The organism is Streptomyces sp. C36, from assembly GCF_040932295.1.
Taxonomy (GTDB): Bacteria; Actinomycetota; Actinomycetes; order Streptomycetales; family Streptomycetaceae; genus Streptomyces; species Streptomyces triculaminicus.
Map to the genome: position 1 here is coordinate 352,229 of NZ_JBFQGI010000008.1, position 22,004 is coordinate 374,232.

The window sequence follows — 22,004 nt, forward strand, 5'->3', positions numbered from 1 at the left end:
TCCCATGGACTTCGCATTCGACGCCCGCACCGAGGAACTCCGCGGCAGGCTGCTGGCCTTCATGGACGAGCACGTCCACCCGGCCGAGGCCACCGCCGCCGAGCAGCGCGCGAAGCTCGCCTCGCCGTGGGACGTACCGCCGGTGGTGGAGGAGCTCAAGGCGGAGGCGCGCCGGCGCGGGCTGTGGAACCTCTTCCTCCCCGACACCCCCGGCCTGCCCGGCGAGGAGCGCGGCGCCGGGCTGACCAATCTGCAGTACGCGCCGCTGGCCGAGATCACCGGCCGGAGCCCGCAGCTGGCCCCCACGGCCCTGAACTGCGCGGCGCCCGACACCGGGAACATGGAGCTGCTGGCGCAGTTCGGGAACGACGAACAGCGCGAGCGCTGGCTGCGCCCGCTGCTGGCCGGCGAGATCCGCTCGGCCTTCGCGATGACGGAGCCCGAGGTGGCCTCCTCCGACGCGACGAACATCGAGACGCGCATCGAGCGGGACGGCGACACCTACGTCATCAATGGGCGTAAGTGGTACATCTCCGGTGCCCTGCACCCGGAGTGCCGGATCTTCGTCGTGATGGGCCGGACCGACCCGGGCGCCCCGGACGTCCGCCGCCGGCAGTCGATGATCCTGGTGCCCCGTGACACCCCCGGCGTCCGGATCCGGCGCGCCATGACGGTCTACGGCTACGAGGACCACTACCACGGGGGGCACGCCGAGGTCGTCTTCGACGACGTCCGGGTGCCCGCCGGCCACCTGATCGGCGAGGAGGGCGGCGGCTTCGCCATCGCCCAGGCCCGGCTCGGCCCCGGCCGCATCCACCACTGCATGCGCCTGATCGGCATGGCCGAGCGCGCCATCGAGCTGATGTGCCGACGGGCGCTGACCCGGACGGCGTTCGGCGAGCCGCTCGCCGGGCAGGGCGTGGTGCGGGAGTGGATCGCGGACGCGCGCGTGGCCGTCGAGCAGCTGCGGCTGCTGGTGCTGAAGACGGCCTGGCTCATGGACACCGTGGGCAACAAGGGCGCCCACACCGAGATCCAGGCCATCAAGATCGCCACCCCGCGCACGGTCGTGGACATCCTCGACAAGGCCGTCCAGCTGCACGGGGCGGCGGGGGTGAGCCAGGACTTCCCGCTGGCCGAGCTGTGGGCCGCGGCGCGGACGCTGCGGCTGGCCGACGGGCCGGACGAGGTGCACCAGCGCTCGCTGGCCCGCCGGGAGCTCGCGCGCCACCGCTGACCCGGGGGCGGGTACTACGGCCGCAGCGCCCGCATCAGCAGGTCCGCCAGGTGGTCGGCGACCTGCTGGGGCGCGAGCGCGCCGTCCGGGCGGTACCAGCTGCCGAGGTGGTGGACGGAGCCGAAGTGGTAGTCCACCACCAGGTCGGCCGGGGTCGCGGAGCTGAAGACGCCGGAGCGCTGGCCCTCCTCGACCAGGGCCCGGAACCGCTCGTGGTAGCGGCGGCGTTCGGCACGCACCTGCTTGCACTTCTCGGGGCCGAGGTGGTGCATGGACCGGAAGAAGATCTTCGTGTCGTCGAGGTTCTCCAGGGTCGTCACCACGACGTCGGCCGCGGCGGCCCGCAGCCGCCGCTCCACCGGGGCGTCGGCGCCCGCGAAGCCGTCGAGCCGCTCCTGCTGGAGCCGCAGCACCCGCCCGTAGACCTCGTGCAGCAGATCGTCCTTCGACCCGAAATAGTGATAGAGCGCGCCCTTGGTGACACCCGCCGCCTCCACGATGTCCTGTACGGACGTCCGGTCGTAGCCCCGTTCGGCGAACAGCCGGGTGGCGGCGGCCAGCAACCGCCGTGGCACCGGCCTTCCGCCGTTGTCCGTCGCCCTGGCCGTCGCCGCCCTGGTCGTCATCGCCCGCTGCCCGCCCTTCCGCCGCTGTGCTCCGTGCACGCCCCGCACACTAGTCCCGCGACCGCCCGCGCGGTTCCGCCTCCGGCGGACTCCCGGGCCGTCACAGGTCCTCGACCTTGCGCTGGAGGTGGTTCATCCCCTCGAGCCAGCGGTCGGGGTCGGCCGCGCGGGCGGCGGCGAAGCCGGCCACCTCGGGGTGCGGGAGGATCAGGAAGCGGCCCTCGGCCATGCCCCTGAAGAGCGCGTCCGCCACGGCGTCGGGTTCGACGGCGGTGGGCCGCAGGAGGAGGTCCCCCACCGCGCCGCTGTCGCGCAGCATGTCCGTGCGGACGCCCGCCGGGCAGATGGCGTGCACGTCGACGCCCCGGTGGCGGTAGGTGAGCGAGAGCCATTCGGCGAAGGCGAGGGCCGCGTGCTTGGAGACGCTGTACGGAGCCGAGCCGACCATCGTGAGCAGGCCGGCCGCGGAGACGGTGGCCACGAACCGCCCGCTGCCGCGCTCGAGCCATCCGGGGAGCAGCTCGCGGGCCGCGCGGACGTGGGCCATGACGTTGACGTCCCAGGCCGCGGCCCAGTCGTCCTCGGCGGCCTCCGGGCCGCCGGTGTGGGCGACGCCGGCGTTGGCGCAGTAGACGTCGATCACTCCGCCCAGGGCCTCGCGGGCGGCGGGCAGGACGGCGGAGGCGTCGCCGGGGACGGCGACGGCGCCGGTCTCCTCCGCGACGGCGGCGGCCTTGGCGGGGTCGAGGTCGTTGACCACGACCCGGGCCCCCTCGGCGGCGAACCTGCGGGCGAGCGCGGCCCCGATGCCGCCGCCCGCCCCGGTGACCACAACTCCCGCGTTCCGTACGGACTTCACGCTCGTGCCTCCCTCGCACCGACGGCCCGGGCAGACTAACCGGTCGGTATGTCGGGGCGGAAGGGCGCCGGGCACGGCCCGTCCCGGGCTCACGTCCGCCCGGCCCCCGCACAAGGGTTCACCCTGCGAATCACGGACGGGTGAACAGGTGCGGAAGAGGCTGGACATGTCCCCTTGACGGCAGGAAGATGCGCGCACATCGGACCGGGGCAGGGGGACGCGCCATGGCGGGCATATCCGTGGAGCCGTACTGGGAGCTGACGTTCGACGCCGAGGGGGATCCCGACGCGGGCGCACGGGACGCCCTGGTACGCGGGGTGACGGAGCGGGGACTCACCGACCTGGTGATCTTCTCGCACGGCTGGAACAACGACCGGTCGACCGCCACCCTCCTCTACGACCGCTTCCTCGCCCCCTTCCCCGCCCTCCTCAGGGACGCCGACAGCCCCGCGCGCCTCGGCTACGCCGGCGTGATCTGGCCGTCCATGCGGTTCACGGACGAGCCGATTCCGGACTTCCCGGCGCAAGCCGCCGCACCGGCCGCCACGCCGGCCCCCGCGCCCTGCCTCGAGCCCGCGACGCTGCGGGCGCTGGCCCGCGCCTTCCCCGGCAGCGAGTCGCTGCTGGACCGGCTGGCGGAACTGCTCGAGCAACGGCCGGACGACCCGGCCCGGCTGGAGGAGTTCGCGGCCCTCGTGCGCCGGCTCGTCGCCCCGCGCCGGACGGACGCCGCGGCCACCGCGGGCCCCTCCGCGCACGACATGGAGCCGGACGCGGAGGCCGCCGCGGAGCCGGTGATGTTCGCCGACGACCCGGCGCGCGTCTGCGGCCGCTTCGCGGACGCGCTGGCCGCCATGGAGGCTCCCCCCGACGCGGCACCCGACGCGGCCGGGGCCGAGCTCTTCGGCGACCTCGGCCGGCGGCTGTGGAGCGGCGCCCTCGAGCTGCTGCGCCAGGGCTCGTACTGGGAGATGAAACGGCGCGCGGGCACGGTCGGCGGCGCGGGACTCGGGCCGGTGCTGGGGCTGCTCGCCGAGACCTCCCCCGAGCTGCGCGTCCATCTGGTGGGGCACAGCTTCGGCGGGCGGCTCATGGCGTTCGCGCTCGGCGCGCTTCCGGAGCGCACCGGGTGCGTGCACTCCCTCACGCTGCTCCAAGGCGCCTTCTCGCACTACGCCTTCGCGCCCCGGCTGCCCTTCGACGCCGGCCGCGGCGGCGCCCTGAAGGGGCTGCACGCCAAGGTGCGGGGCCCGGTGGTGTGCTGCCACTCCGACCACGACCAGGCGCTGGGGCTGCTCTACCCGCTCGCCTCCCAGATCTCCCGCGACCCCGCCTCGGCGTTCGGCCCGCGCGACGTCCGCTGGGGCGCGATGGGCCACGACGGCGTCCAGGCCGTGGAGGGCACCACGACCCTGCCGCTCGCCGAGGCCCTGGAGGGGCTGCCCGCCGAAGGCTGCGTGAACGTCGACGTCTCGGCGGTCGTCCGGCGCGGCGGCCCGCCCTCGGGCGCCCACAGCGACATCTGCCACGGCGAGCTGGCGCGCCTGGTCCTGCTGGCCGGGCGGCTCGTCCGCTGACCGCGGGCGGGCACATCCGTGAGCGATCATCCGCCACGTTCGCGGAAGTTCACATCTGTGCGGCCTTTGGGGGTAGCAGACCGAAGTCGGGCGTACGCGCGTCCGGAGGATCCGAAGATCGGATGGATCCGATGGGCGACGGGATACGTCCCTTCCATGTCGATCCGAGTCCGCGCCGTCGGAGGTGGGATGCAGTGGCAGGTTTCAGAGCACTGGCCCGAGAGGTCCGCAATCCCCGCAACACCATCGCGCTACGGCGGACCTCGTTGCGCAAATGCCTCGAACGCTTCGCCCCCTACGGGCACCGGGCGACCTGGCGACATCTGTGCGCCCGCGCCGGCCTCGCCCCCGACGACCGCGCTCCCGACCCCACCCTGCTGATCTCCGCGCTGGCCGAGCTGGAGGAGGCGCGCGAGGTCTGGCTGACGTACGAGGCCGGGTTCGCGGGCCGGCGCCGCCGCGAGAAGCACGACGGCATCCGCCAGCCCAGTGCCGTCGACGACTGGCACCGCAACACCTGGGGCGGCTGTGACATCGTGCCCTGCGCGTCGCCCGATGTGACGCCGGACGCCCGGCTCGCGGACGTCCTGCGCCGGGTGATCGCGGCCATGGAGTCCGCGCCCGGCGAGGCCTGCCCCGTGTGCGCCCAGGAGCGCATCGAGTGGCGCACCGACCTGGAGCGCTATCCGCTCGAGGGACCGGTCTGCACCGACTGCGGCATCGTGGTCCCGGTGTCCGTACTCACCCCCGCCGCGCTGTTCTCGGCCCGGCGGTACGCCTTCGCGGAGCGGTACGCGACGGTGTGAGGGCGCGCTCCCCGCACGAGCAGGGGAGCGCCGGCCCCCGGCGGCCCGCCGCCGCGGCTCAGCCGCTGAGCAACGAGCCGTCGACGCGCTCGCCTATGCGGTCCTCGGGGTTGGACAGCGCGCACGAGTCCAGGGACAGGCAGCCGCAGCCGATGCAGCTGTCGAGGCGGTCGCGCAGACTGGCCAGCCGCGCTATCCGCTCGTCCAGGTCCGTGCGCCACGCCTCCGACAGCCGGGCCCAGTCGGCCCGGTTGGGGGTGCGCCCGTCGGGCAGCTTGGCGAACGCCTCGCCGATCACGGCGAGCGGGATGCCGACCCGCTGGGAGGCGCGGATGAAGGCGACCCGGCGCAGCGCGTCACGGCTGTAGCGGCGCTGGTTGCCGCTGGTGCGGCGGCTGGTGATCAGCCCCTTGGCCTCGTAGAAGTGCAGGGCCGAGACGGCGACCCCGCTTCGGGCGGCGAGCTGCCCGACCGTGAGCTCGTGGACTTTCAGTGGAATCTGGGGCACGGATCCGACTGTACGTCAGCTGTACGTCAACGCTCCTGCGCGCAGCCGACCATGCGCAGCACCAGGGAGGCGTAGAGCTCGCCGACCTCCTCGGGGCTCCGCTTGCCGTCCGCGTTGAACCAGCGGGCGACGTCGATGCACAGGGAGAGCACGGCCAGCGTCGTGCCGCGCACGTCGGGGACGTCGAAGTCGCCGGCCGCGACGCCGTCCTCGATGATGTCGCGCACCGCGCCGTCGGTGTCCCGGCGCAGCGCGACGATCTCGGCGTAGTGCTCCTCGCCGAGCGCCCCGAGCTCGTACTGCACCACGCGGGCGGTGGTGTGGTGTTCGGCGTGCCAGCGCACGAAGCGGCGCACGGCGTCGGCGAGCCGCTCGGCGGGGGTGCCGGCGCCGTCGCGGGCCTGCCGCAGGATGCCGAGGGCGAGGCGGTGGCCGACGCCGCTGATGCGGTAGAGCAGCTCTTCCTTGGTGCGGTAGTGGATATAGAGTGCGGCGGGGCTCATGCCGGCGCGGCCGGCGATGTCCCGTGTGGTGGTGGCGTGGTAGCCGCGTTCGGCGAAGGCCTCGACGGCCGCGGTGAGCAGCCGCCGGGCGGCGTCGGGCGTGACGTCGGCCCACTCCTCGGTGCGCTGCGCCTGCGCGCCCATAGCGTGCCCCGCTCTCCGGGCCGCTGCGGGCCCTGTTCGCCGACGGAAGGGAACGCACACCATACCCCGGCGCCTGAGCAAGCGCTTAGGGGTGCGTACGGGACCGGCCGCCCGGGCATGCATACCGCCATGACCGCTGAGCGCACCCTGCCGGCGGCGGCCACGGCGTTGACCGCCACGGTGGCGGTCCTGATCACGCTCGTCGCCCTCGGCAACATCACCGACTTCGGCACCAACCAGGAGTTCGTCCGGCATGTCCTGGCGATGGACACCACGTTCCAGGACGAGGACCTGATGTGGCGGGCGATCACGAACCGCACCGTCCAGGACGCCGTCTACGTCGCGATCATCGGCTGGGAGGTACTGGCCGCGCTGGTGCTCATCGCGGCCACCCTGCTCTGGCTGCGCGGCCTCCGGCCGGGCGGGCAGGGCTACGCCCCGGCCCGGCGGGCCACCACGGCGGGGCTGGTGATGCTCCTGCTGCTGTTCGGGCTGGGCTTCATGGCCATAGGCGGCGAGTGGTTCGCGATGTGGCAGTCGGCCAAGTGGAACGGCCTCGCGGCCGCCCTCCGCAACGTCACCCTCGCCGGTTTCGTCCTCGTACTGATCCATCTGCCGTCCCCGCAGTGGCACCCGGGCAGGCCCGGGTCCTGAGCGCCGCCGGGCTCGGGGATCCGGCCGCCGCGACGGCCGTTTCCGGGCGGCGTCACCCGTTCCGGCAGCTGATCCATTGACGTGCCCCGCCAGGAATCCTACGGTCCTCCATAGGAATCCATGAGGGATCCACCGGCAGCGGGAGCGCGCGATGAGCGGTACGGGCAACGAGCAGGCACGAAAGACGGCCGAGGCGCTGGTGTACTCGTCCGGCTTCGGCAACGAGCACAGCAGCGAGGCCGTGCCCGGCGCGCTGCCGCAGGGCCGCAACTCCCCGCAGCGGGCGCCGCTGGGCCTGTACGCCGAGCAGCTCAGCGGCTCCGCCTTCACCGAGCCCCGCCGGCACAACCGCAGGTCGTGGCTGTACCGCATCCGCCCGTCGGCCGCCCACCCGCCGTTCACCCGGGTGCCGGGCGGCGCGCTGCGCGGCGCGCCCTTCACCGAGACCGTCCCCGACCCCAACCGGCTGCGCTGGAACCCGCTGCCCGAGCCCGCCCCGGGCACGGACTTCCTCGCCGGGCTGTGGACGCTGGGCGGCAACGGCGACGCCACCCAGCGCGCCGGCATGGCCGTGCACCTCTACCACGCCACGTCCTCCATGGACCGGGTCTTCAGCGACTCCGACGGCGAGCTGCTGATCGTCCCGGAGCGCGGCGGGCTGCTGCTGCGCACGGAGTTCGGGCTGCTGCGCGCCGAGCCCGGCCATGTGGCCCTGATCCCGCGCGGGGTCCGCTTCCGCGTCGAGCTGCTGGACGCCACCGCCCGCGGCTACGTCTGCGAGAACTACGGACAGCCCTTCGTGCTGCCCGACCTCGGCCCCATCGGCGCCAACGGCCTGGCCAACGCCCGGGACTTCCTCGCGCCGGTCGCGGCCTACGAGGACACCGAGGGCCCGGTCGAGGTGGTCAACAAGTTCTGCGGCAACCTCTGGTCGGCGACGTACGACCACTCCCCGCTGGACATCGTCGCCTGGCACGGCAACCACGTCCCCTATGTCTACGACCTGCGCCGCTTCAACGTCATCGGCTCGGTCAGCTACGACCACCCGGACCCGTCGATCTTCACGGTGCTCACCTCGCCGTCGGACACCCCGGGCCTGGCCGGCGTGGACTTCGTGGTCTTCGCGCCCCGCTGGCTGGTCGGCGAGGACACCTTCCGGCCGCCGTACTTCCACCGCAACGTGATGAGCGAGTACATGGGCCTGATCGAGGGCGCCTACGACGCCAAGACCGCGGGCGAGGGCGGATTCGTCCCCGGCGGCGGATCGCTGCACAACATGATGTCGGCGCACGGCCCGGACCGGGAGACCTTCGACCGGGCGAGCGCGGCCGAGCTGGCCCCGCACAAGGTCGACGACGGCCTCGCCTTCATGTTCGAGACCCGCTGGCCGGTGACGCTGACGCCGCAGGCGGCGGAGGCCGACCATCTTCAGAGCGGCTACGACGGGGTATGGCAGGGTCTGGAGCGCCACTTCAGTCGCTGACGCCACCGTAGAGCCGGAGTTTCCCGTGACCACCTTCGCCCCCGACTCCCTCGCGCTCAACCGCAAGCTCCCGCTGTGGTACCAGGTCACGCAGTCGCTGCGTGCCTCGATACTCGGGCGGCGCCCGGACGACCCGCTGCGCCTGCCCACCGAGGACGCCCTCGCCGGCCACTACGGCGTGAGCGTGCTGACCATGCGACAGGCGCTGAAGGAGCTGGAGGCGGAGGGGCTCATCAGCCGGCACCGCCGGCGCGGGACCTTCATCGAGCCCAGCGCCCGGCGTGGCTCGCCCGTACGGCTGCTGGGCTCGGTCGACACGATCGTCGCCCAGCAGTCCGGCGAGCGCACGGCCGTCCTGGAGCACGGCCCGACGGCGGTTCCGGCCGATCTGGCCGAGTACTTCCCCGGCCTGGACGAGGTGCCGGCCTACCGGCGGCTGCGGTCCGAGGAGGCGTCGGGCGAGCCGACGAACTGGGCGGAGAACTTCGTGCGCCCCGAGGTGGCCGAGCGCATCGACCTCGCGGACCTGACCCGCTGGCCGATGACCAAGGTGCTGCGGGACGCGGTCGGGGTGCGCATCAGCCGCATCACCGACACCGTCGAGGCCCGTCTGGCGGACCCCGAGACGGCCCGCCTGCTGCAGGTGCCGCTGCTCAGCCCGATCCTGCACTACACGGGCGTCACCTACGACGACTCCGGCCGTCCCGTCGACGTGGCCCGCATCCGCTACCGCGGCGACCGCTTCTCCTTCACGGTCACGCTCGACGCGCACTGAGACCGCGCGGGCGCCATGGAGCCGCCGGATGCCGGTGGTTGCGGGCGGGCCGGCCGGGCGAAGGGGACGGCCCGGGTGAGGGGACGACGGAGTGCCGGTGGAGCCGGCCGCCCCTGGGGGTGAGGGCGGGCCGTGCGGGTTCGGGCCGGGGGGGACCGTCAGGCGGGGCTGCTGCCGGCGCTGGTGGCGGGGCCGCTGTGGCTGCCGAAGAGCGAACGGCGCAGCCGCTTGATCGGGGCGAACAGGGAGACCCGGGCGGTCTTGCTCTGTCCGGCACGGGTGTTGTCACGCGCGGTGAGCTCGCGCATCAGCACGGTCGCGCCCTCGGCCTCGCGCTGCGGCACGGCGGGGCCGCCGAGCACCGCGAGGTGACGGTCGAGGCGCGCGCTGGACGCGCCGTTTCCGTAGCTGACGGCAGGCACACGCGGCCTGCTGCGCATTGCTATCTGATCCATGAGACTCCCCACCCGTACGAGGCACCCGGCCCAGGCAGAGTAACCCTATCGCCCCATCGCGTCACCCGCGCATCCGCGGGTCGGATTCACCACCCCGTCAAGGGCGTTGACGAGCCTGGCGTGAACCTGCCGTCACCGTGCGCGAGTTGGCCGGGACATTCCGCTGCCGCACAGGGGGCAATCACACTCCGTTGCGGTACATTCACCCCGAATCGCTCTCGGGGGAGGGACGGACGTCATGGACGGGACTTCCGGCACGGGACGACTGCTGGCGGGCCGCTACCGGCTCCAGCGGCGGCTGGGGCACGGCGGCATGGGCGTGGTGTGGCAGGCCCGGGACGAGGTGCTGGGCAGGGAGGTCGCGGTCAAGGAGGTCCTGGCCCCCGCCGGGATGCCCGGTCCCGACGTGCGGCAGCTGTACGCCAGGCTGGAGCGGGAGGCGCGCGCGGCCGCCCGCGTGTCGCACCGCAACGTCGTCACCGTCCATGACGTGGTGGGCGACGACGGCCGCCCGTGGATCGTCATGGAGCTCGTGCGCGGCGTGTCGCTCGCGGACCTGCTCGAGGCCGAGGGCCTCCTCGATCCCGCCCGCGCGGCACGAATCGGTGCGGAGGTACTGGCCGCGCTCCGGGGCGCGCACGCCGTGGGCGTACTCCACCGCGATGTGAAACCGGGAAACGTGCTCATAGGTAACGACGGGCGTGTCGTGCTCTCCGACTTCGGCATCGCGACGCTCGAGGGCAGCTCGGCGCTGACGGCGACCGGGCAGCTGGTGGGCTCGCCGGAGTACCTGGCGCCCGAGCGGGCGCTGGGGCGTCCGCCCGGCCCGGAGTCGGATCTGTGGTCGCTGGGCGTCACGCTCTACGCCGCCGTCGAGGGGCGGACCCCCTTCCGTCAGGACACCCCGCTCAGCACGCTGCGGGCCGTGGTCGACGCCGAGCTCCCCCCGCCCCAGCGCGCGGGCGCGCTCACCCCCGTCCTGGCGGCGATGCTGCGCAAGGATCCCGCCGAACGGCCCAGCGTGCCGCAGGCGGAGAACATGCTGCGGACGGTGGCCGCGGGAGGTACGGCGCCGGGCGACCGGGCGGCGGCGGGCCCGGCGTACGCGCCGACCGTCGCTGCCGCACCGGCCGACCCGGCCCCGCCCGCGCGCGGAGCGGGACCGGAGCCGGCGCCGGAAGGGACGGGAGGGCAGGGGGACGCCCCCGCGTCCCGGGGGCGGCGCGGCCGGACGGTACTGGTGGCCGGCGTGCTGGTCGCGGCGCTGGCCGCGGCCGGCCTGGTGTGGGGGCTGACCCGCGGCGGCGGGTCGGGCGCGGGCGGCTCGCCGGGCGGCGGCGCGTCGGCCGCGAGCGGCGACGGGAAGGCCGGGGCCGGCGCCGCGTCCGGCTCGGCCTCCGGCCCCGGCGGGGGCTCCGGCTCGTCCGCGGTGAACGTCGTCGTGACCGCGCTGCGCGACAGCTACTCCGGCCCCTGCCCGCCGCCGCGCTCCTCGGCCCCCTCCTTCCAGGCGGGCATCGCCGTGGACCGGGCTCCGGTGGAGGTGGTCTACCGGTGGGTGACGGGCAGCGGCCATGTGAGCGACGGCGGATGGAAGACCCTGCGATTCGGCGCGGGCGCGGGGCTGACGCAGCTCGTGGAGCACGTGGAGACCGGCCACCGGAGCGGGGATCCGGACAAGGACTGGATCGCGGTGGAGGTCAAGAGCCCCCGCACGGCGTCCTCGGAGCGGGTGCCGTTCACGGTGTCCTGCGCACAGGCGCCGAGCGGCGGGTCCTCCTCCCCCGCCGCGCCGAGCCCGTCCGGGCCGGCACCCTCGGCATCGGCATCGGCATCCGCGTCGAAGCCGTCGGGGTCGGGCCTGTACGGAGGAGTTTCGGGCTAGGCCGCCTTGTCGAACACCGGCAGGTATCCGTTCGCCTGCCCGGCGGCGTTCGGGTGGTACGACTCGTCCACCGGCAGGGACACGCTGTTGAGCCACGCGCTGCCCGAGCACAGCTCGTGCCCGGTGAACGTCGTGTTGACGTCCCCGTACGCGAAGCCGTGGTCGGCCGCCCGCTTGGCGATGACCGTGTCGAGGTGGTCGGCGGCCGCGTTGATGGCCTTGCGCTTGGTGTCGCTCAGGCCCGCGCACAGGCCGCCGGTCCGGTAGAAGCGCGGATAGCCCAGGACGACGACCTGGGCCCGGGGGGCTCTGGATCTGATGGCCGAGTAGACGTCGTCCAGCTTGGCGGGCAGCTCGTTCTGGATGACCGCGCGGGCCTTGGCGATGCGGTCCAGGCAGGAGCTGTCGCCGCCCAGGACGCAGGCCGTCATGGTGTCGGCGAAGCCGGCGTCGTTGCCGCCGACGCTGATGCTGACGAGTCCGGTGGAGGAGTTGAGCGGGCCGAGCTGGCCGGCGAGAACATCACCCGTTCGGGCGCCGGAACACGCCGTGAAGGCGAAGGAGGAGGGGGCGTTGCGCGCCGCCCACAGGGCGGGGTACGACCGCGTGCTGCGCTTGCACGAACCGCCGGCGGGGTCGTAGGAACCGGCGCCGACGCCGGAGGAGTAGGAGTCACCGAGCGCCACATAGGCGGGGGTTGACGCTCGCTCGGCAGAGTGCGCGACGCCGGGGACGCCGAGGGCGAGGGCGGCGGTGAGGGACAGCGCGGATGCGGCACCCGCGACCCGGGACAGTTTCATGGAATCTCCCTTAGCAGGGTTTTCTGCCACCACCGTGGTAGCAGCGGCCCGGCGTTGCTGGAAGTGTCCATGCCAAAACCGGGTGATCGACACCCTAGGAGGATGGCTGATTCATGTCGTGTATATGACATTCCGTTCGAAGCAGTTGAACTCTCGACGGTTGTCAATCCACCCCGGGGGATCCCTGATTGACGGGACGTCGGATCATCGTCACGACGCACCGACTGTTCATCCGACGGACAGCTTCCGGTTGTGGCGGGCGTACCGTTCGGGGGCTGTTCGCACGGCCTTCACATCTTGACGTGCCTTTGCCCGTTGCGCGACATTGAAGCCCGGCATCCGGCGCTTCGGGGGGCTAAGTCGCCAATGCAGAGCTTCACTGATCTCACCGGTCTTGACGATTCGGCGGAACGGGACGGTACGGGCGGCGGTGACGGCGGGAGAAGGGCTCCCGCGGGGGACTCGCTCCCCGTGGTGGCGGGCGCGGCCGCGGCCATCGCCGGGGTGGGCGGAGTGCTGGCGCTCGCCGACATCGGATCGCCCCTGCGCGCGCCGTTCACGCTGTTCTTCCTGATCGTGGCGCCCGCGTGCGCCGTGGCGGCCGCGCTGCGCGGCCTGGACCCGCTCAGCCGGGCGGTGGTGGCCGCGGGCGCGGCCGTGGCCGTCGACCTGCTGATCGCCCAGGTCATGCTGGCACTGCACGCCTGGACGGTGCGGGGCGGCGTCGCGGCGGTCGCGGCGGTCAGCCTTCTGGTGTTCCTGCTGGCACACGCGTGGCGCCATCGGGGCCGCGCCACGAGAAGTCGGGCTTCGTGACGTGGACATCAGCGTGTACCGGCCCGGCGAGCTCACCGCGGCCGACCGGGCGGAGTGGTCGGCGATGCAGCGACGGGCCGTGGAGGACGGCTCGCCGCAGCTCGCGAATCCTTTCCTCGCTCCGGAGTTCGCACTGGCCGTGGGGCGCTGCCGGCGCGGGGCGCGGATAGCGGTCGTACGGGAGGACGGGGAGCCGGTGGCGTACTTCCCCTTCCAGCGTTCCTCGCTGGGGGTGGGGCGGGCCATCGGACTGGGCGTCTCCGACGCCCAGGGCCTGGTGCACCGGCCCGGCTTCCAGTGGGACACCCGCGAGCTGCTGCTCGCCTGCGGGCTGTCGCTGTGGGAGTTCGACCACCTGGTGGAGGGGCAGAAGCCGTTCGAGATGGCGGCCTCCGGCTCGTACGCCTCGCCCGTCATCGACGTCGACCAGGGCTACGAGCGCTATCTGGCGGCGCTGCGCAAGCAGTCGCCGAAGTTCACCCGCACCACGCTGGCCAAGGAGCGGCGGCTGGCGCGCGACGTTGGGGAGATCCGGTACGTCCACGACGAGCGCGATCCGGCCGCGCTGCGGGTCCTGACCGGCTGGAAATCGGCGCAGTACCGAAGAACAGGGCGTGCGGACCGCTTCGCGCGCCCCTGGATATCCCATCTCGTCGAGCAGCTGTTCCACACCCGCACGGAGTCATTCGCCGGGCTGCTGTCGGTGCTCTACGCCGCCGGACGGCCGGTCGCCGCGCACTTCGGGCTGCGCTCGACGACGGTGCTGGCCTGCTGGTTCCCGGCGTACGACCCGGAGTTCGCGCGCTACTCCCCCGGGCTGGTGCTGCACATGCGGATGGCCGAGGGGGCCGCCGCGGACGGGCTGGCCTACCTGGACCTGGGCCGGGGCGGCAAGGCGTACAAGGACTCGCTCAAGACCCGTGAGCTCAGCGTCTCGGAGGGCTGGGTGACCCGGCGGCATCCGGTGGCGCTGGGCTACCGGGCCCGGCGGGCGCCGGTGCGCGCGCTGCGCAACACCGTGCTGTCCCGGCCGGAGCTGTTCGAGCCGGCCGACCGGCTGCTCAAGCGTGTGGGGCGCATCCGGCACGGCGAGTGACGGCCCGGGCGACGACGCCCGGGGGGAATACCGGATGGACCGGGCGGACCGGACCCGGCGAAGCCGTCGTCAAGAGCTGAGAGGGTACGGATAGTTGCATAGGCGCAAAAAACACCAAAGGAGGAGTCTCCGCCCCACCTCTTGCCATACAGTCTCAAGCTTCAATACCGTCGTACATCTACCCGCATCGGCCCATCATCTCCAAGCGGCTCGGGGAGGGCTCACAGCGTCGCGATGATGTCCGGCGCGGGGCGCGGCAGGGGGTGCCGCGCTCGGCCAGTCAACAGCGCCGGGTCGCGTGCCGCGCGGCTCGGTGATACTTGCCAACTCGCCCTGCCCGCATGGTCTTTCATGCCGGGCGGGCACGGCGAGTACCCCCTTTTCGAACCGGATACACGATTGGACCGCTGGGGCAGGCGGTCCACCGGACGAGAGGGAAAGAAGACACATGAGTGCGTTCCTGCGGCCGGCGGCCAGTGAAGAGGATCCGGAGACATCAGGCCGCTACCGACCGGTGACCTCGCACTTCGCGATAGCGCCACCGGTGAGCGTCGTCATTCCCGCCATGAACGAGGCGGAGAACCTTCCGTACGTCTTCAAGACCCTGCCGGACTGGATCCACGAAGTGGTTCTCGTCGACGGCAACTCCACCGACGACACCGTGCGGGTCGCCCGCGACCTCTACCCGGAGGTCAAGGTCGTCGAGCAGCTCGGCAAGGGCAAGGGCGACGCCCTGATCACGGGCTTCGCCGCCTGCACGGGCGAGATCATCGTGATGGTCGACGCGGACGGCTCCGCGGACGGCGGCGAGATCGTCAGCTATGTCTCCGCACTGGTGGGAGGAGCGGACTTCGCCAAGGGCTCCCGCTTCGCCAACGGCGGCGGCACGGACGACATGACGCTGATCCGCAAACTGGGCAACCGCGTGCTGACCTCGATGGTCAACCACAAGTTCGGCGCGCGCTACACCGACCTGTGCTACGGCTACAACGCGTTCTGGAAGCACTGCCTGGACGAGATCGCCCTCGACTGCGCCGGCTTCGAGGTCGAGACCCTGATGAACATCAGAGTGGTGAAGGCCGGGCTGCGCGTACAGGAGATTCCCAGCCATGAGTTCGTGCGCATCCACGGCACCAGCAACCTGCGGGCCGTGCGCGACGGACTACGGGTGCTGAAGGTCATCCTGCGCGAACGCGGCACCGGCCGCCGCTCCCCCGGGGGGCGCGGGACGCTCGCCATCGCGCCCACCGCCAACCGCGGGGAAGTCTCTTGAGCGCTGTGCCCACGCCACGGACCGGCATGCCGACCGTCTCGGTGGTGATCTGCGTCTACACCGAGGACCGCTGGGGCGACATCCTCGCCGCGGTGGCCTCGGTGCGCGAGCAGTCCTGTCCCGCGCTGGAGACGCTGCTCGTGGTCGACCACAACCCCGCGCTGCTGCGCCGCCTGGCCAAGGCCTACGGCGACGACGGCGCGGGCGCGGGGGCGCGGCCGGTGCGGGTGCTCGCCAACGCGGGCCCCCGCGGCCTGTCGGCGGGCCGCAACACCGGCGTCGCCGCCTCCGCCGGCGAGGTCGTCGCCTTCCTGGACGACGACGCCGTCGCCGAGCGGGACTGGCTGCTGCACTTCGCCGAGGGCTACGCCGACCCGAGGGTGATGGCGGTGGGCGGCCGCACCCAGCCGGTGTGGGCCTCCCGCCGCCGTCCGGCGTGGTTCCCGGAGGAGTTCGACTGGGTCGTGGGGTGTACGTACCGGGGGCTGCCGCCGGGCAAGGTGGCGGTGCGCAACGTCCTCGGCGGCAACGCCTCCTTCCGTAGATCGGCCCTGGAGGCGGCCGGGGGGTTCGCCGCCGGCATCGGCCGCGACGGCCACCGGCTGCCGCTGGGCTGCGAGGAGACGGAGCTGTGCATCCGGCTGACCCGGGCGCTGCCCGGCGCCGTGCTGCTGATCGACGACCGCTCGGTGATCCATCACCGGGTGCCGCCGGTCCGCGAGCGGTTCCGCTACTTCCGCACCCGGGCGTACGCCGAGGGCCTGTCGAAGGCGCTGGTGGCGCGGAGCGTGGGCGCCCAGGAGGGGCTTTCGACCGAGCGCCGCTACACCACCCGGGTGCTTCCGGCCGGCGTCGGGCGCGGGGTGCGGGACGCGCTGCTGGGGCGGCCCGGCGGCGCGGGCCGGGCTGGGGCGATCGTGGCCGGGGTGGCCGCGGCGGCCGGGGGCTACGCCCTGGGCACGCTGCGGGCGCGCCGGGGCGGCGGCCGGTTCGCGGTGGCGGCGGTCGCGCCGGGGACGGGGCGTGAGGCGGTGCCGGGCGGCGCGGCGGCGCCCGAAGGGGCGGGCGCATGAGCGACGGCCCGGTGCCGATCCTGATGTACCACTCGGTGGCCCATTCGCCGGCCCGCGCGGCGTACGGGCTGTCGGTCTCGCCGGCCTCCTTCGGGGAGCAGATGGGGCTGCTGGCCCGGCACGGCTGCACGCCGCTGACGGCCGGAGGGCTGGCCGCCGCCTGGCGCACGGGCGCCGCGTTGCCCCCGAGGCCGGTACTGATCACCTTCGACGACGGCTACGAGGGCGTGCACCGCTACGCCCTTCCCGTGCTCGCCGCGTACGGCTTCACGGCCACGCTGTTCGCCTCCACGGGCTGGCTGCGCGGCGAGCACGAGACGGGGGGCGCGCTGGACCTGATGCTGCACTGGGAGCAGGTCCGGGAGCTGGCCGCGGCCGGGCTGGAGATCGGCGGGCACAGCCACACCCATCCCCAGCTCGACCAGCTCACCGACGACCGGCTGCGGTTCGAGGTGGCGCACTGCCGTGACGTACTGACGTCCGAACTGGGTCACCCGCCCGAGTCGTTCGCCTATCCCTACGGCTACTCCAGCCGCCGGGTGCGCGATACGGTGCGCGCGGCCGGGTTCGGGGTGTCCCTCGCCGTGGGGAACGCGCTGGCCGCGCGCCACCAGGGCCCGTACGCCCTGGAGCGGGTGACCGTGCGCCGCTCGACGTCCCTCGCCGAGTTCGAACGGCTCGTCGAGGGCAGGGCGATCGGCCGGCTCTTCGCCCGGGACCGGGCGCTGACCAAGGGGTACGCCGTCGTCCGAAGAACCCGCGGTCTCATCAGGAACAGCCCTCTCGTCAGGAACAGCGGCATCAGGAAAGCGAACGGATCCCGTGCCTGAAACGTCCACCCGGCCCGAAAGAGCCGTGGAGCCGGCCGCCCGGCGGCTGCGGCTGCCCGGGCGCGGCAGCGGCAGCCCGCTGTTCCGCAACGCCTTCGCCCTAATGCTCAACACCGGCATCAGCGGCGTCCTGGGGCTGGGCTTCTGGCTGGCCGCCGCGCACTACTACACCGAGGAGTCGGTGGGCCGGGGCTCGGCGGCCATCGCCGCGATGAAGCTCCTGGCGGGGCTGACGGCCATCACCCTCACGGGGGCGCTGGCCCGCTTCATCCCGGTCGCGGGGCGGACCACCGGCGCCCTGGTCGGGCGTACGTACGCCGGGAGTTCGCTGCTCGTCGCGGTCGCGGCGGGCGTCTTCGTCCTCACCCTCGACCGCTGGGGCCCGTCGTACCGCTTCCTGCACGGCCCGCTCGCGGGGCTGGGGTTCGTCGCGGCCGCCGTGGCCTGGTCGGTGCTCACCCTGCAGGACGGGGTGCTGACCGGGCTGCGCAGCGCCTTCTGGGTACCGGTGGGCAACACGGTCTTCTCGGTGGTGAAGCTCGCCCTGCTGGTGGCGCTGGCGGTGGCGCTGCCGGTGTCCGGGGTGTTCGTCTCCTGGGTGGTCTCGATCGCGGTGTCGGTGCTGCCGCTGGGCTGGCTGGTCTTCCGGCGGCTGGTGCCCGCGCATGTCGCGGCGACCGAACGGACGGCGAGCCCGGCCTCCTACCGGGAGATGGGCCGCTTCCTGGCCGGGGACTGCACGGGGTCGCTGTTCTCGCTGGCCGTGGTCTATCTGGTGCCGGTGCTCGTCGCCGCGCAGGTCGGCCCGGCCGACAACGCCTACTTCTACATCACCTCCACCATCGCCGGCACGGTCAATCTGCTCGCCATCAACATGGGCGCCTCGCTGACCGTGGAGGGCTCGCACGACCCGGCGCGGCTGGCGGAGAACTGCCGGGCGGCGCTGCGCCGGATGGCCAAGCTCATGGTGCCGGTGTGCCTGCTGCTCTTCCTGCTCGCGCCCTACGTCCTGCGGGTCTTCGGCCGGGGGTACGCCGACGCGGCCACCCCCCTGCTGCGCTGGTTCGCGGTCGGGGCGGCGCTGCGCGTGGTGATGGAGGTCTACTTCGCGGTGCTGCGGGCGCAGAGCCGCACCGCCGGACTGGCCTATCTGCAGGGGCTGCTGTGCGCGCTGGTGCTGGGGCTGACGCTGGTGCTGCTGCCGCGGATGGGGCTCGTGGGCGCGGGGGTGGCGGAGATCTGCAGCCTCACGGTGATCGTCACCATCGCCGCCGTCAAGCTGCGCTCGGTCCTGCGGGCCGAGCGCAAGGCCGAGCGCGAGGCCGCGCCCCGGGACGCCGAGACCCCGCCCGACGGGGACCTGGCCGATCTCGCGGTGCACGGCGACCGCGGGGACGGCCGGCCGGGCGAGCGCGAGGGCGGCGGGTTCGGCCCGCGCTGGGCGCTGCGCTCGGCGCTCGACGCGGACACGCTGCCGCTGGGCGTACGGCTGGACATCGACCATCCGGAGCGGCGCCCCGACGTCAGGCCCGCCCCCGAGGCGGTCGAGCGAGCCCCCGCGCCCCCGGCCCCGGCCGGGGGCGTCGTGCCGCGCCCCGCGCGCCGGTGGCGTACGCCCGTGGTGGGGGTCTGGCTGCTGCTGGCGGCCGCGCTGGCGCTGTACTGGCTGCCGCTGACGGCCGTCGGCGAGGTGGACCTGGACGGCATGGGCGGGTTCGGGCTGGTGTCCGTGCTGCCGGTGGCGACGCTGCTGGGCGCGGGGCTGCTGGTGGCGGCCTTCGCCTGGACGCTGTGGCTGCCGCGGCCCGGCCGTTGGCTGCCGGCCGCCGTGCTGCTGGCGACCGTGGTGTCCCTGCACGCCGTGCCCGCCGTGCTGGAGGATCAGCCGCGCTTCGCCACGGCCTGGCAGCACCTGGGCTTCCTGGACTACCTCGACCGCTTCGGCACGGCCGCGCCCGACCTGGACGCCCGCTGGAGCTGGCCGGGCTTCTTCGCGCTGGTCGCGTTCGCCGCCCGCGCCGCGGGCATGGACGACCTCGAGGGGGTGCTGCGCTGGTGGCCCCTGGCGATCCAGCTGCTCGGCCTGGCACCGCTGTGGCTGCTGTCGCGCGCTGTCCGGGCCGGCCGGCGGGCGAAGTGGACGGCGCTGTGGCTGTTCGCGCTCAGCGGCTGGGTGGGGCAGGACTACTTCTCCCCCCAGTCGCTGAACTACCTGTTCTATCTGCTCTTCGTCGCCGTGCTGCTGGTGTGGTTCCGCTGGCCCGGTCAGCTGCGCGGCGCGCTGCTGCCCGGCGAGCGCGAGGTCGCGCCGGTGGGCCGGGGCGAGGCCGCGGTCCTGCTGGCACTGCTGCTGGCCCTGTTCGTCGCCTCGGTCGCCAGCCACCAGCTGACCCCGTTCGTCATGCTGGGTGTGGTGACCGCGCTCGCCCTGGCCCGCCGGCTGTCCCTGCCGGGGCTGCCCCTGCTGTGCGCGGTGGCGCTCGCGGTGTGGGTCGGCTTCCTGGCCGAGCCGTACTGGTCGGGCCACTTCGACGACCTCTTCGGCGGGCTGGGTTCGCTCGGCGGCAACGTCTCCTCGTCCGTCTCCGGCCGCATCGAGGGCGGCAGCGCCACGCACAAGGCGGTGCTCTACGTCCGTGTCGCCCTCGCGGGCGGCGTGCTGGCCCTGGCCGCCCTGGGCTGGTGGCGGCGCCGCCGGGCCGGCATCGGCGACAGGTCGCTGCTGGTCCTCGCCTGTGTGCCGTTCCTCGCCTTCGGGATGCAGTCCTACGGCGGCGAGGTCGCCCTGCGCGTCTTCCTGTTCGCCCTGCCGGGCGCCTGCGTCCTGGCCGCCCTCGCGCTGTTCCCCCGGCCCGGAGCCGGGGGCGAGGGGGGATGGCGGGCTCCGCTGGCGGCGCTGCTGGCCGGGCTGGTGCTGGTGCTCGGCTTCCTGGTGGCCCGCTGGGGCAACGAACCCTTCGAGCGCGTCCGTCCCGGCGAGGTCGCGGCCATGGAGTACGTCTACCGCCACGACCGGCCCACCGTGCGGCTGCTGTGGATGAGCAGCGACACCGTCAACGACGTCACCCCCGCCATACCGTGGGGAGCGCGCGACATGGAACGCGTCCTGTACGAACCCACGCTCGCCCCGCGCGACACGGCGCACGCGCCCGCTCTCGTGGACAGGCTGCGCGCCGCCGGCCCCAACGCCTATCTGATGGTCAGCCGGGGCCAGTCCGTCTACCTCGAGTTCAGCGCGGGCTACGCACCCGGCTGGGAGCAGCGCCTGCGCGGCTCGCTGGACGGGCTGCCGCAGCTGCGCCGGGTGCTCACCAACGACGACGCCGTGCTGTACGAGCTGAAGGACAAGCCCGCCGGCCCCGCCCCGGACCCCCGGCCCGGCCCGGCGGGGCCACGGGTGACGTGGACGCCGGTGTCGGTGGTCGGCGCCCTGGCCGCGGCGGCGCTGCTGATGCTGCTGGCGGCCAGGGAGCTGGTGAGGGTGGGGGTGCGGCCGGGAGTGCGGCAGCTGCGGTGGCTGCAGGGCTCGTTCTGGTTCGCGTTGCCCTTGCTGGCGGTGGTGCTGGGGTCCTTGGTGTGGCGGCTGGTGACGCTGTCGTAAGCCGGTCGTATGCCGGTGGTGAGCCGGTCGTCACGGGAGCGCCGGGGCGGCGGGGGGCAGCGTCAGTACAGGGAGCGGTAGCAGAGGGCGGCCACCGCGTGGAGGCCGGGGCGCGGGCGGCCGGGCCGGTGGTGCGGCAGGACGTGGCCGTCGAGGGCGGTGACGCCGGTGTCCGGGTAGGTGACGCGGATGCCGCCGGTGCGGTCCCAGCCGGGGTCGCCCTCCAGCTCGCCCAGCCGCTCCATGGTGCTGCCGATCAGGCCGGGATGCACATGCAGCGGGCCGACCTCGCCGAACGCGACGGTCAGCAGCGTCAGATCGCACTGTTCGGTGTCGACGTGCAGGAACACCTCGTCGTCGCCCTCGTAGTAGCCGTAGGCCGCGAAGGTCGGCACGAGCAGCCGGCCGGTCAGCGCCCTGGCCGCGCCGACCAGCGCCAGGTGCACCCGGGCCAGCAGCGGCCCGCTCGTGGTGGGGGTGGGCCGGCGCGGTGCGCGGCGGGCGGGGACGGGGGTGCGCGGGCCGTCGCGGGGGACCTCGGCGACGGCGTGCCGCCGCCGGCCCTCCGCCGCGACCGCCTCGGCCAGGGCGCGGTCCCACAGCCCGGCCAGCGGCACGTACCCCCAGTCCGCGAAGGCGCGCTGCTGGGCCCGGGTGACCGTGGCGCGCAGCGGGAGCGGCGGCTCGGCGGCGGTCATCAGGGCGTGGTGGCCACGGGCCAGGAGGCCTCGGTGGTGTAGTGGGTCATCTCCCCCTCGGTCGGCAGGCGCAGCACGCCGACGAAGGTGTAGCCCTCCGCGAGCGGGATCCTGCCCTGCGCGCCGAGGCGTTCGTCGATGGCGGCCCGGGCCTCGGGCGCCGCCCGCGCCATCTCGACGACCTCGCGGGGCAGGACGTAGTAGTTGTTCTCCGCGTCGGCGATGACCAGCGCCTGGCTCGCCTCCTCCGGCATGGCGGTCTCGGGCATGGCGGTCTTCCTTTCGCTCGGTGGGGAGGGAGCCGC

The 22,004-nt window shown here is 73.8% G+C and carries 20 protein-coding genes and 1 pseudogene; 13 read left to right on the top strand and 8 right to left on the bottom strand.

The annotated features are described in order from the left end of the window. The first annotated feature begins 4 nt into the window (after positions 1–4). Positions 5–1,237: an acyl-CoA dehydrogenase family protein gene (locus AB4K12_RS25165; protein ID WP_368436376.1), complete on the top strand. Its 1,233-nt coding sequence runs from the start codon at positions 5–7 to the stop codon at positions 1,235–1,237. Positions 1,238–1,251: 14 nt separating this feature from the next. On the opposite strand, the gene AB4K12_RS25170 is transcribed toward AB4K12_RS25165, so the two are convergent. Both AB4K12_RS25170 and AB4K12_RS25175 read right to left on the bottom strand, forming a co-directional pair. Next, positions 1,252–1,863, bottom strand: coding sequence for a TetR/AcrR family transcriptional regulator (locus AB4K12_RS25170; RefSeq protein WP_368436539.1), 612 nt, complete (start codon positions 1,861–1,863; stop codon positions 1,252–1,254). A gap of 100 nt (positions 1,864–1,963) precedes the next feature. Next, positions 1,964–2,722 carry an SDR family NAD(P)-dependent oxidoreductase gene (locus AB4K12_RS25175; RefSeq protein WP_368436378.1) on the bottom strand — a complete coding sequence of 253 codons (759 nt, stop codon included), beginning with the start codon at positions 2,720–2,722 and terminating at the stop codon, positions 1,964–1,966. Between the two features lie 224 nt (positions 2,723–2,946). Here AB4K12_RS25175 and AB4K12_RS25180 point away from each other — a divergent pair, with 224 nt between their 5' ends. After that, a complete protein-coding gene (locus AB4K12_RS25180; protein WP_368436380.1) occupies positions 2,947–4,299 on the top strand; it encodes an alpha/beta fold hydrolase in 1,353 nt (450 codons plus the stop codon). Between the two features lie 194 nt (positions 4,300–4,493). After that, on the top strand, positions 4,494–5,105 hold the full coding sequence (locus tag AB4K12_RS25185; protein ID WP_368436382.1) for a hypothetical protein: 612 nt from the start codon (positions 4,494–4,496) through the stop codon (positions 5,103–5,105). Positions 5,106–5,163: 58 nt separating this feature from the next. Here the strand turns inward: AB4K12_RS25185 and soxR are convergent, their stop codons facing one another. Both soxR and AB4K12_RS25195 read right to left on the bottom strand, forming a co-directional pair. After that, entirely contained in the window at positions 5,164–5,613 is a 450-nt protein-coding gene (soxR, locus tag AB4K12_RS25190; RefSeq protein WP_086568773.1) for a redox-sensitive transcriptional activator SoxR, read from the bottom strand. A gap of 26 nt (positions 5,614–5,639) precedes the next feature. After that, positions 5,640–6,260, bottom strand: a complete 621-nt coding sequence (locus tag AB4K12_RS25195; protein WP_368436384.1) for a TetR/AcrR family transcriptional regulator — start codon at positions 6,258–6,260, stop codon at positions 5,640–5,642. Positions 6,261–6,389: 129 nt separating this feature from the next. Between AB4K12_RS25195 and AB4K12_RS25200 the strand changes: the two genes are divergently transcribed. The 3 genes and pseudogenes from AB4K12_RS25200 (at position 6,390) to AB4K12_RS25210 (ending at position 9,172) form a co-directional block, all read left to right on the top strand. Next, positions 6,390–6,914 carry a DUF2165 domain-containing protein gene (locus AB4K12_RS25200; protein ID WP_368436386.1) on the top strand — a complete coding sequence of 175 codons (525 nt, stop codon included), beginning with the start codon at positions 6,390–6,392 and terminating at the stop codon, positions 6,912–6,914. Positions 6,915–7,030: 116 nt separating this feature from the next. After that, a pseudogene (hmgA, locus tag AB4K12_RS25205) lies at positions 7,031–8,397 on the top strand (homogentisate 1,2-dioxygenase). A gap of 25 nt (positions 8,398–8,422) precedes the next feature. Then, complete coding sequence (locus tag AB4K12_RS25210) at positions 8,423–9,172, top strand: GntR family transcriptional regulator (protein ID WP_368436388.1); 750 nt, start codon at positions 8,423–8,425, stop codon at positions 9,170–9,172. A 158-nt stretch (positions 9,173–9,330) separates the two neighbouring features. Here AB4K12_RS25210 and AB4K12_RS25215 read toward each other — a convergent pair whose 3' ends face one another. After that, the gene (locus AB4K12_RS25215) at positions 9,331–9,627 is read right to left on the bottom strand and encodes a hypothetical protein (RefSeq protein ID WP_368436390.1); all 297 of its coding nucleotides are present in this window, start codon (positions 9,625–9,627) and stop codon (positions 9,331–9,333) included. A gap of 238 nt (positions 9,628–9,865) precedes the next feature. On the opposite strand from AB4K12_RS25215, the gene AB4K12_RS25220 reads away from it, so the two are divergent. Continuing rightward, a complete protein-coding gene (locus tag AB4K12_RS25220; protein ID WP_368436391.1) occupies positions 9,866–11,512 on the top strand; it encodes a serine/threonine-protein kinase in 1,647 nt (548 codons plus the stop codon). On the opposite strand, the gene AB4K12_RS25225 is transcribed toward AB4K12_RS25220, so the two are convergent. Further along, entirely contained in the window at positions 11,509–12,312 is an 804-nt protein-coding gene (locus AB4K12_RS25225; RefSeq protein ID WP_368436393.1) for an SGNH/GDSL hydrolase family protein, read from the bottom strand. The two genes, AB4K12_RS25220 and AB4K12_RS25225, sit on opposite strands and share 4 nt — an antisense overlap. 471 nt (positions 12,313–12,783) lie before the next feature. On the opposite strand from AB4K12_RS25225, the gene AB4K12_RS25230 reads away from it, so the two are divergent. The 6 genes from AB4K12_RS25230 (at position 12,784) to AB4K12_RS25255 (ending at position 21,001) form a co-directional block, all read left to right on the top strand. Beyond that, positions 12,784–13,128, top strand: a complete 345-nt coding sequence (locus tag AB4K12_RS25230; protein ID WP_368436395.1) for a hypothetical protein — start codon at positions 12,784–12,786, stop codon at positions 13,126–13,128. 1 nt (position 13,129) lies between these two features. After that, positions 13,130–14,224: a GNAT family N-acetyltransferase gene (locus AB4K12_RS25235; protein WP_368436397.1), complete on the top strand. Its 1,095-nt coding sequence runs from the start codon at positions 13,130–13,132 to the stop codon at positions 14,222–14,224. A 448-nt stretch (positions 14,225–14,672) separates the two neighbouring features. After that, positions 14,673–15,497: a glycosyltransferase family 2 protein gene (locus AB4K12_RS25240; RefSeq protein WP_362260387.1), complete on the top strand. Its 825-nt coding sequence runs from the start codon at positions 14,673–14,675 to the stop codon at positions 15,495–15,497. 26 nt (positions 15,498–15,523) lie between these two features. After that, on the top strand, positions 15,524–16,570 hold the full coding sequence (locus tag AB4K12_RS25245; protein ID WP_368436541.1) for a glycosyltransferase family 2 protein: 1,047 nt from the start codon (positions 15,524–15,526) through the stop codon (positions 16,568–16,570). After that, positions 16,567–17,400 (top strand): polysaccharide deacetylase family protein, encoded by an 834-nt coding sequence (locus AB4K12_RS25250; protein WP_368436400.1) that lies wholly within the window; start codon positions 16,567–16,569, stop codon positions 17,398–17,400. The genes AB4K12_RS25245 and AB4K12_RS25250 overlap by 4 nt, the downstream gene beginning before the upstream one ends. Positions 17,401–17,503: 103 nt before the next feature. Then, positions 17,504–21,001, top strand: coding sequence for a lipopolysaccharide biosynthesis protein (locus AB4K12_RS25255; protein WP_368436543.1), 3,498 nt, complete (start codon positions 17,504–17,506; stop codon positions 20,999–21,001). A 62-nt stretch (positions 21,002–21,063) separates the two neighbouring features. On the opposite strand, the gene AB4K12_RS25260 is transcribed toward AB4K12_RS25255, so the two are convergent. Both AB4K12_RS25260 and AB4K12_RS25265 read right to left on the bottom strand, forming a co-directional pair. Further along, complete coding sequence (locus tag AB4K12_RS25260) at positions 21,064–21,699, bottom strand: hypothetical protein (protein ID WP_368436402.1); 636 nt, start codon at positions 21,697–21,699, stop codon at positions 21,064–21,066. After that, positions 21,699–21,968, bottom strand: coding sequence for a hypothetical protein (locus tag AB4K12_RS25265; RefSeq protein WP_368436404.1), 270 nt, complete (start codon positions 21,966–21,968; stop codon positions 21,699–21,701). Before AB4K12_RS25265 ends, AB4K12_RS25260 begins: the two co-directional genes overlap by 1 nt. Between the last annotated feature and the right edge of the window lie 36 nt (positions 21,969–22,004).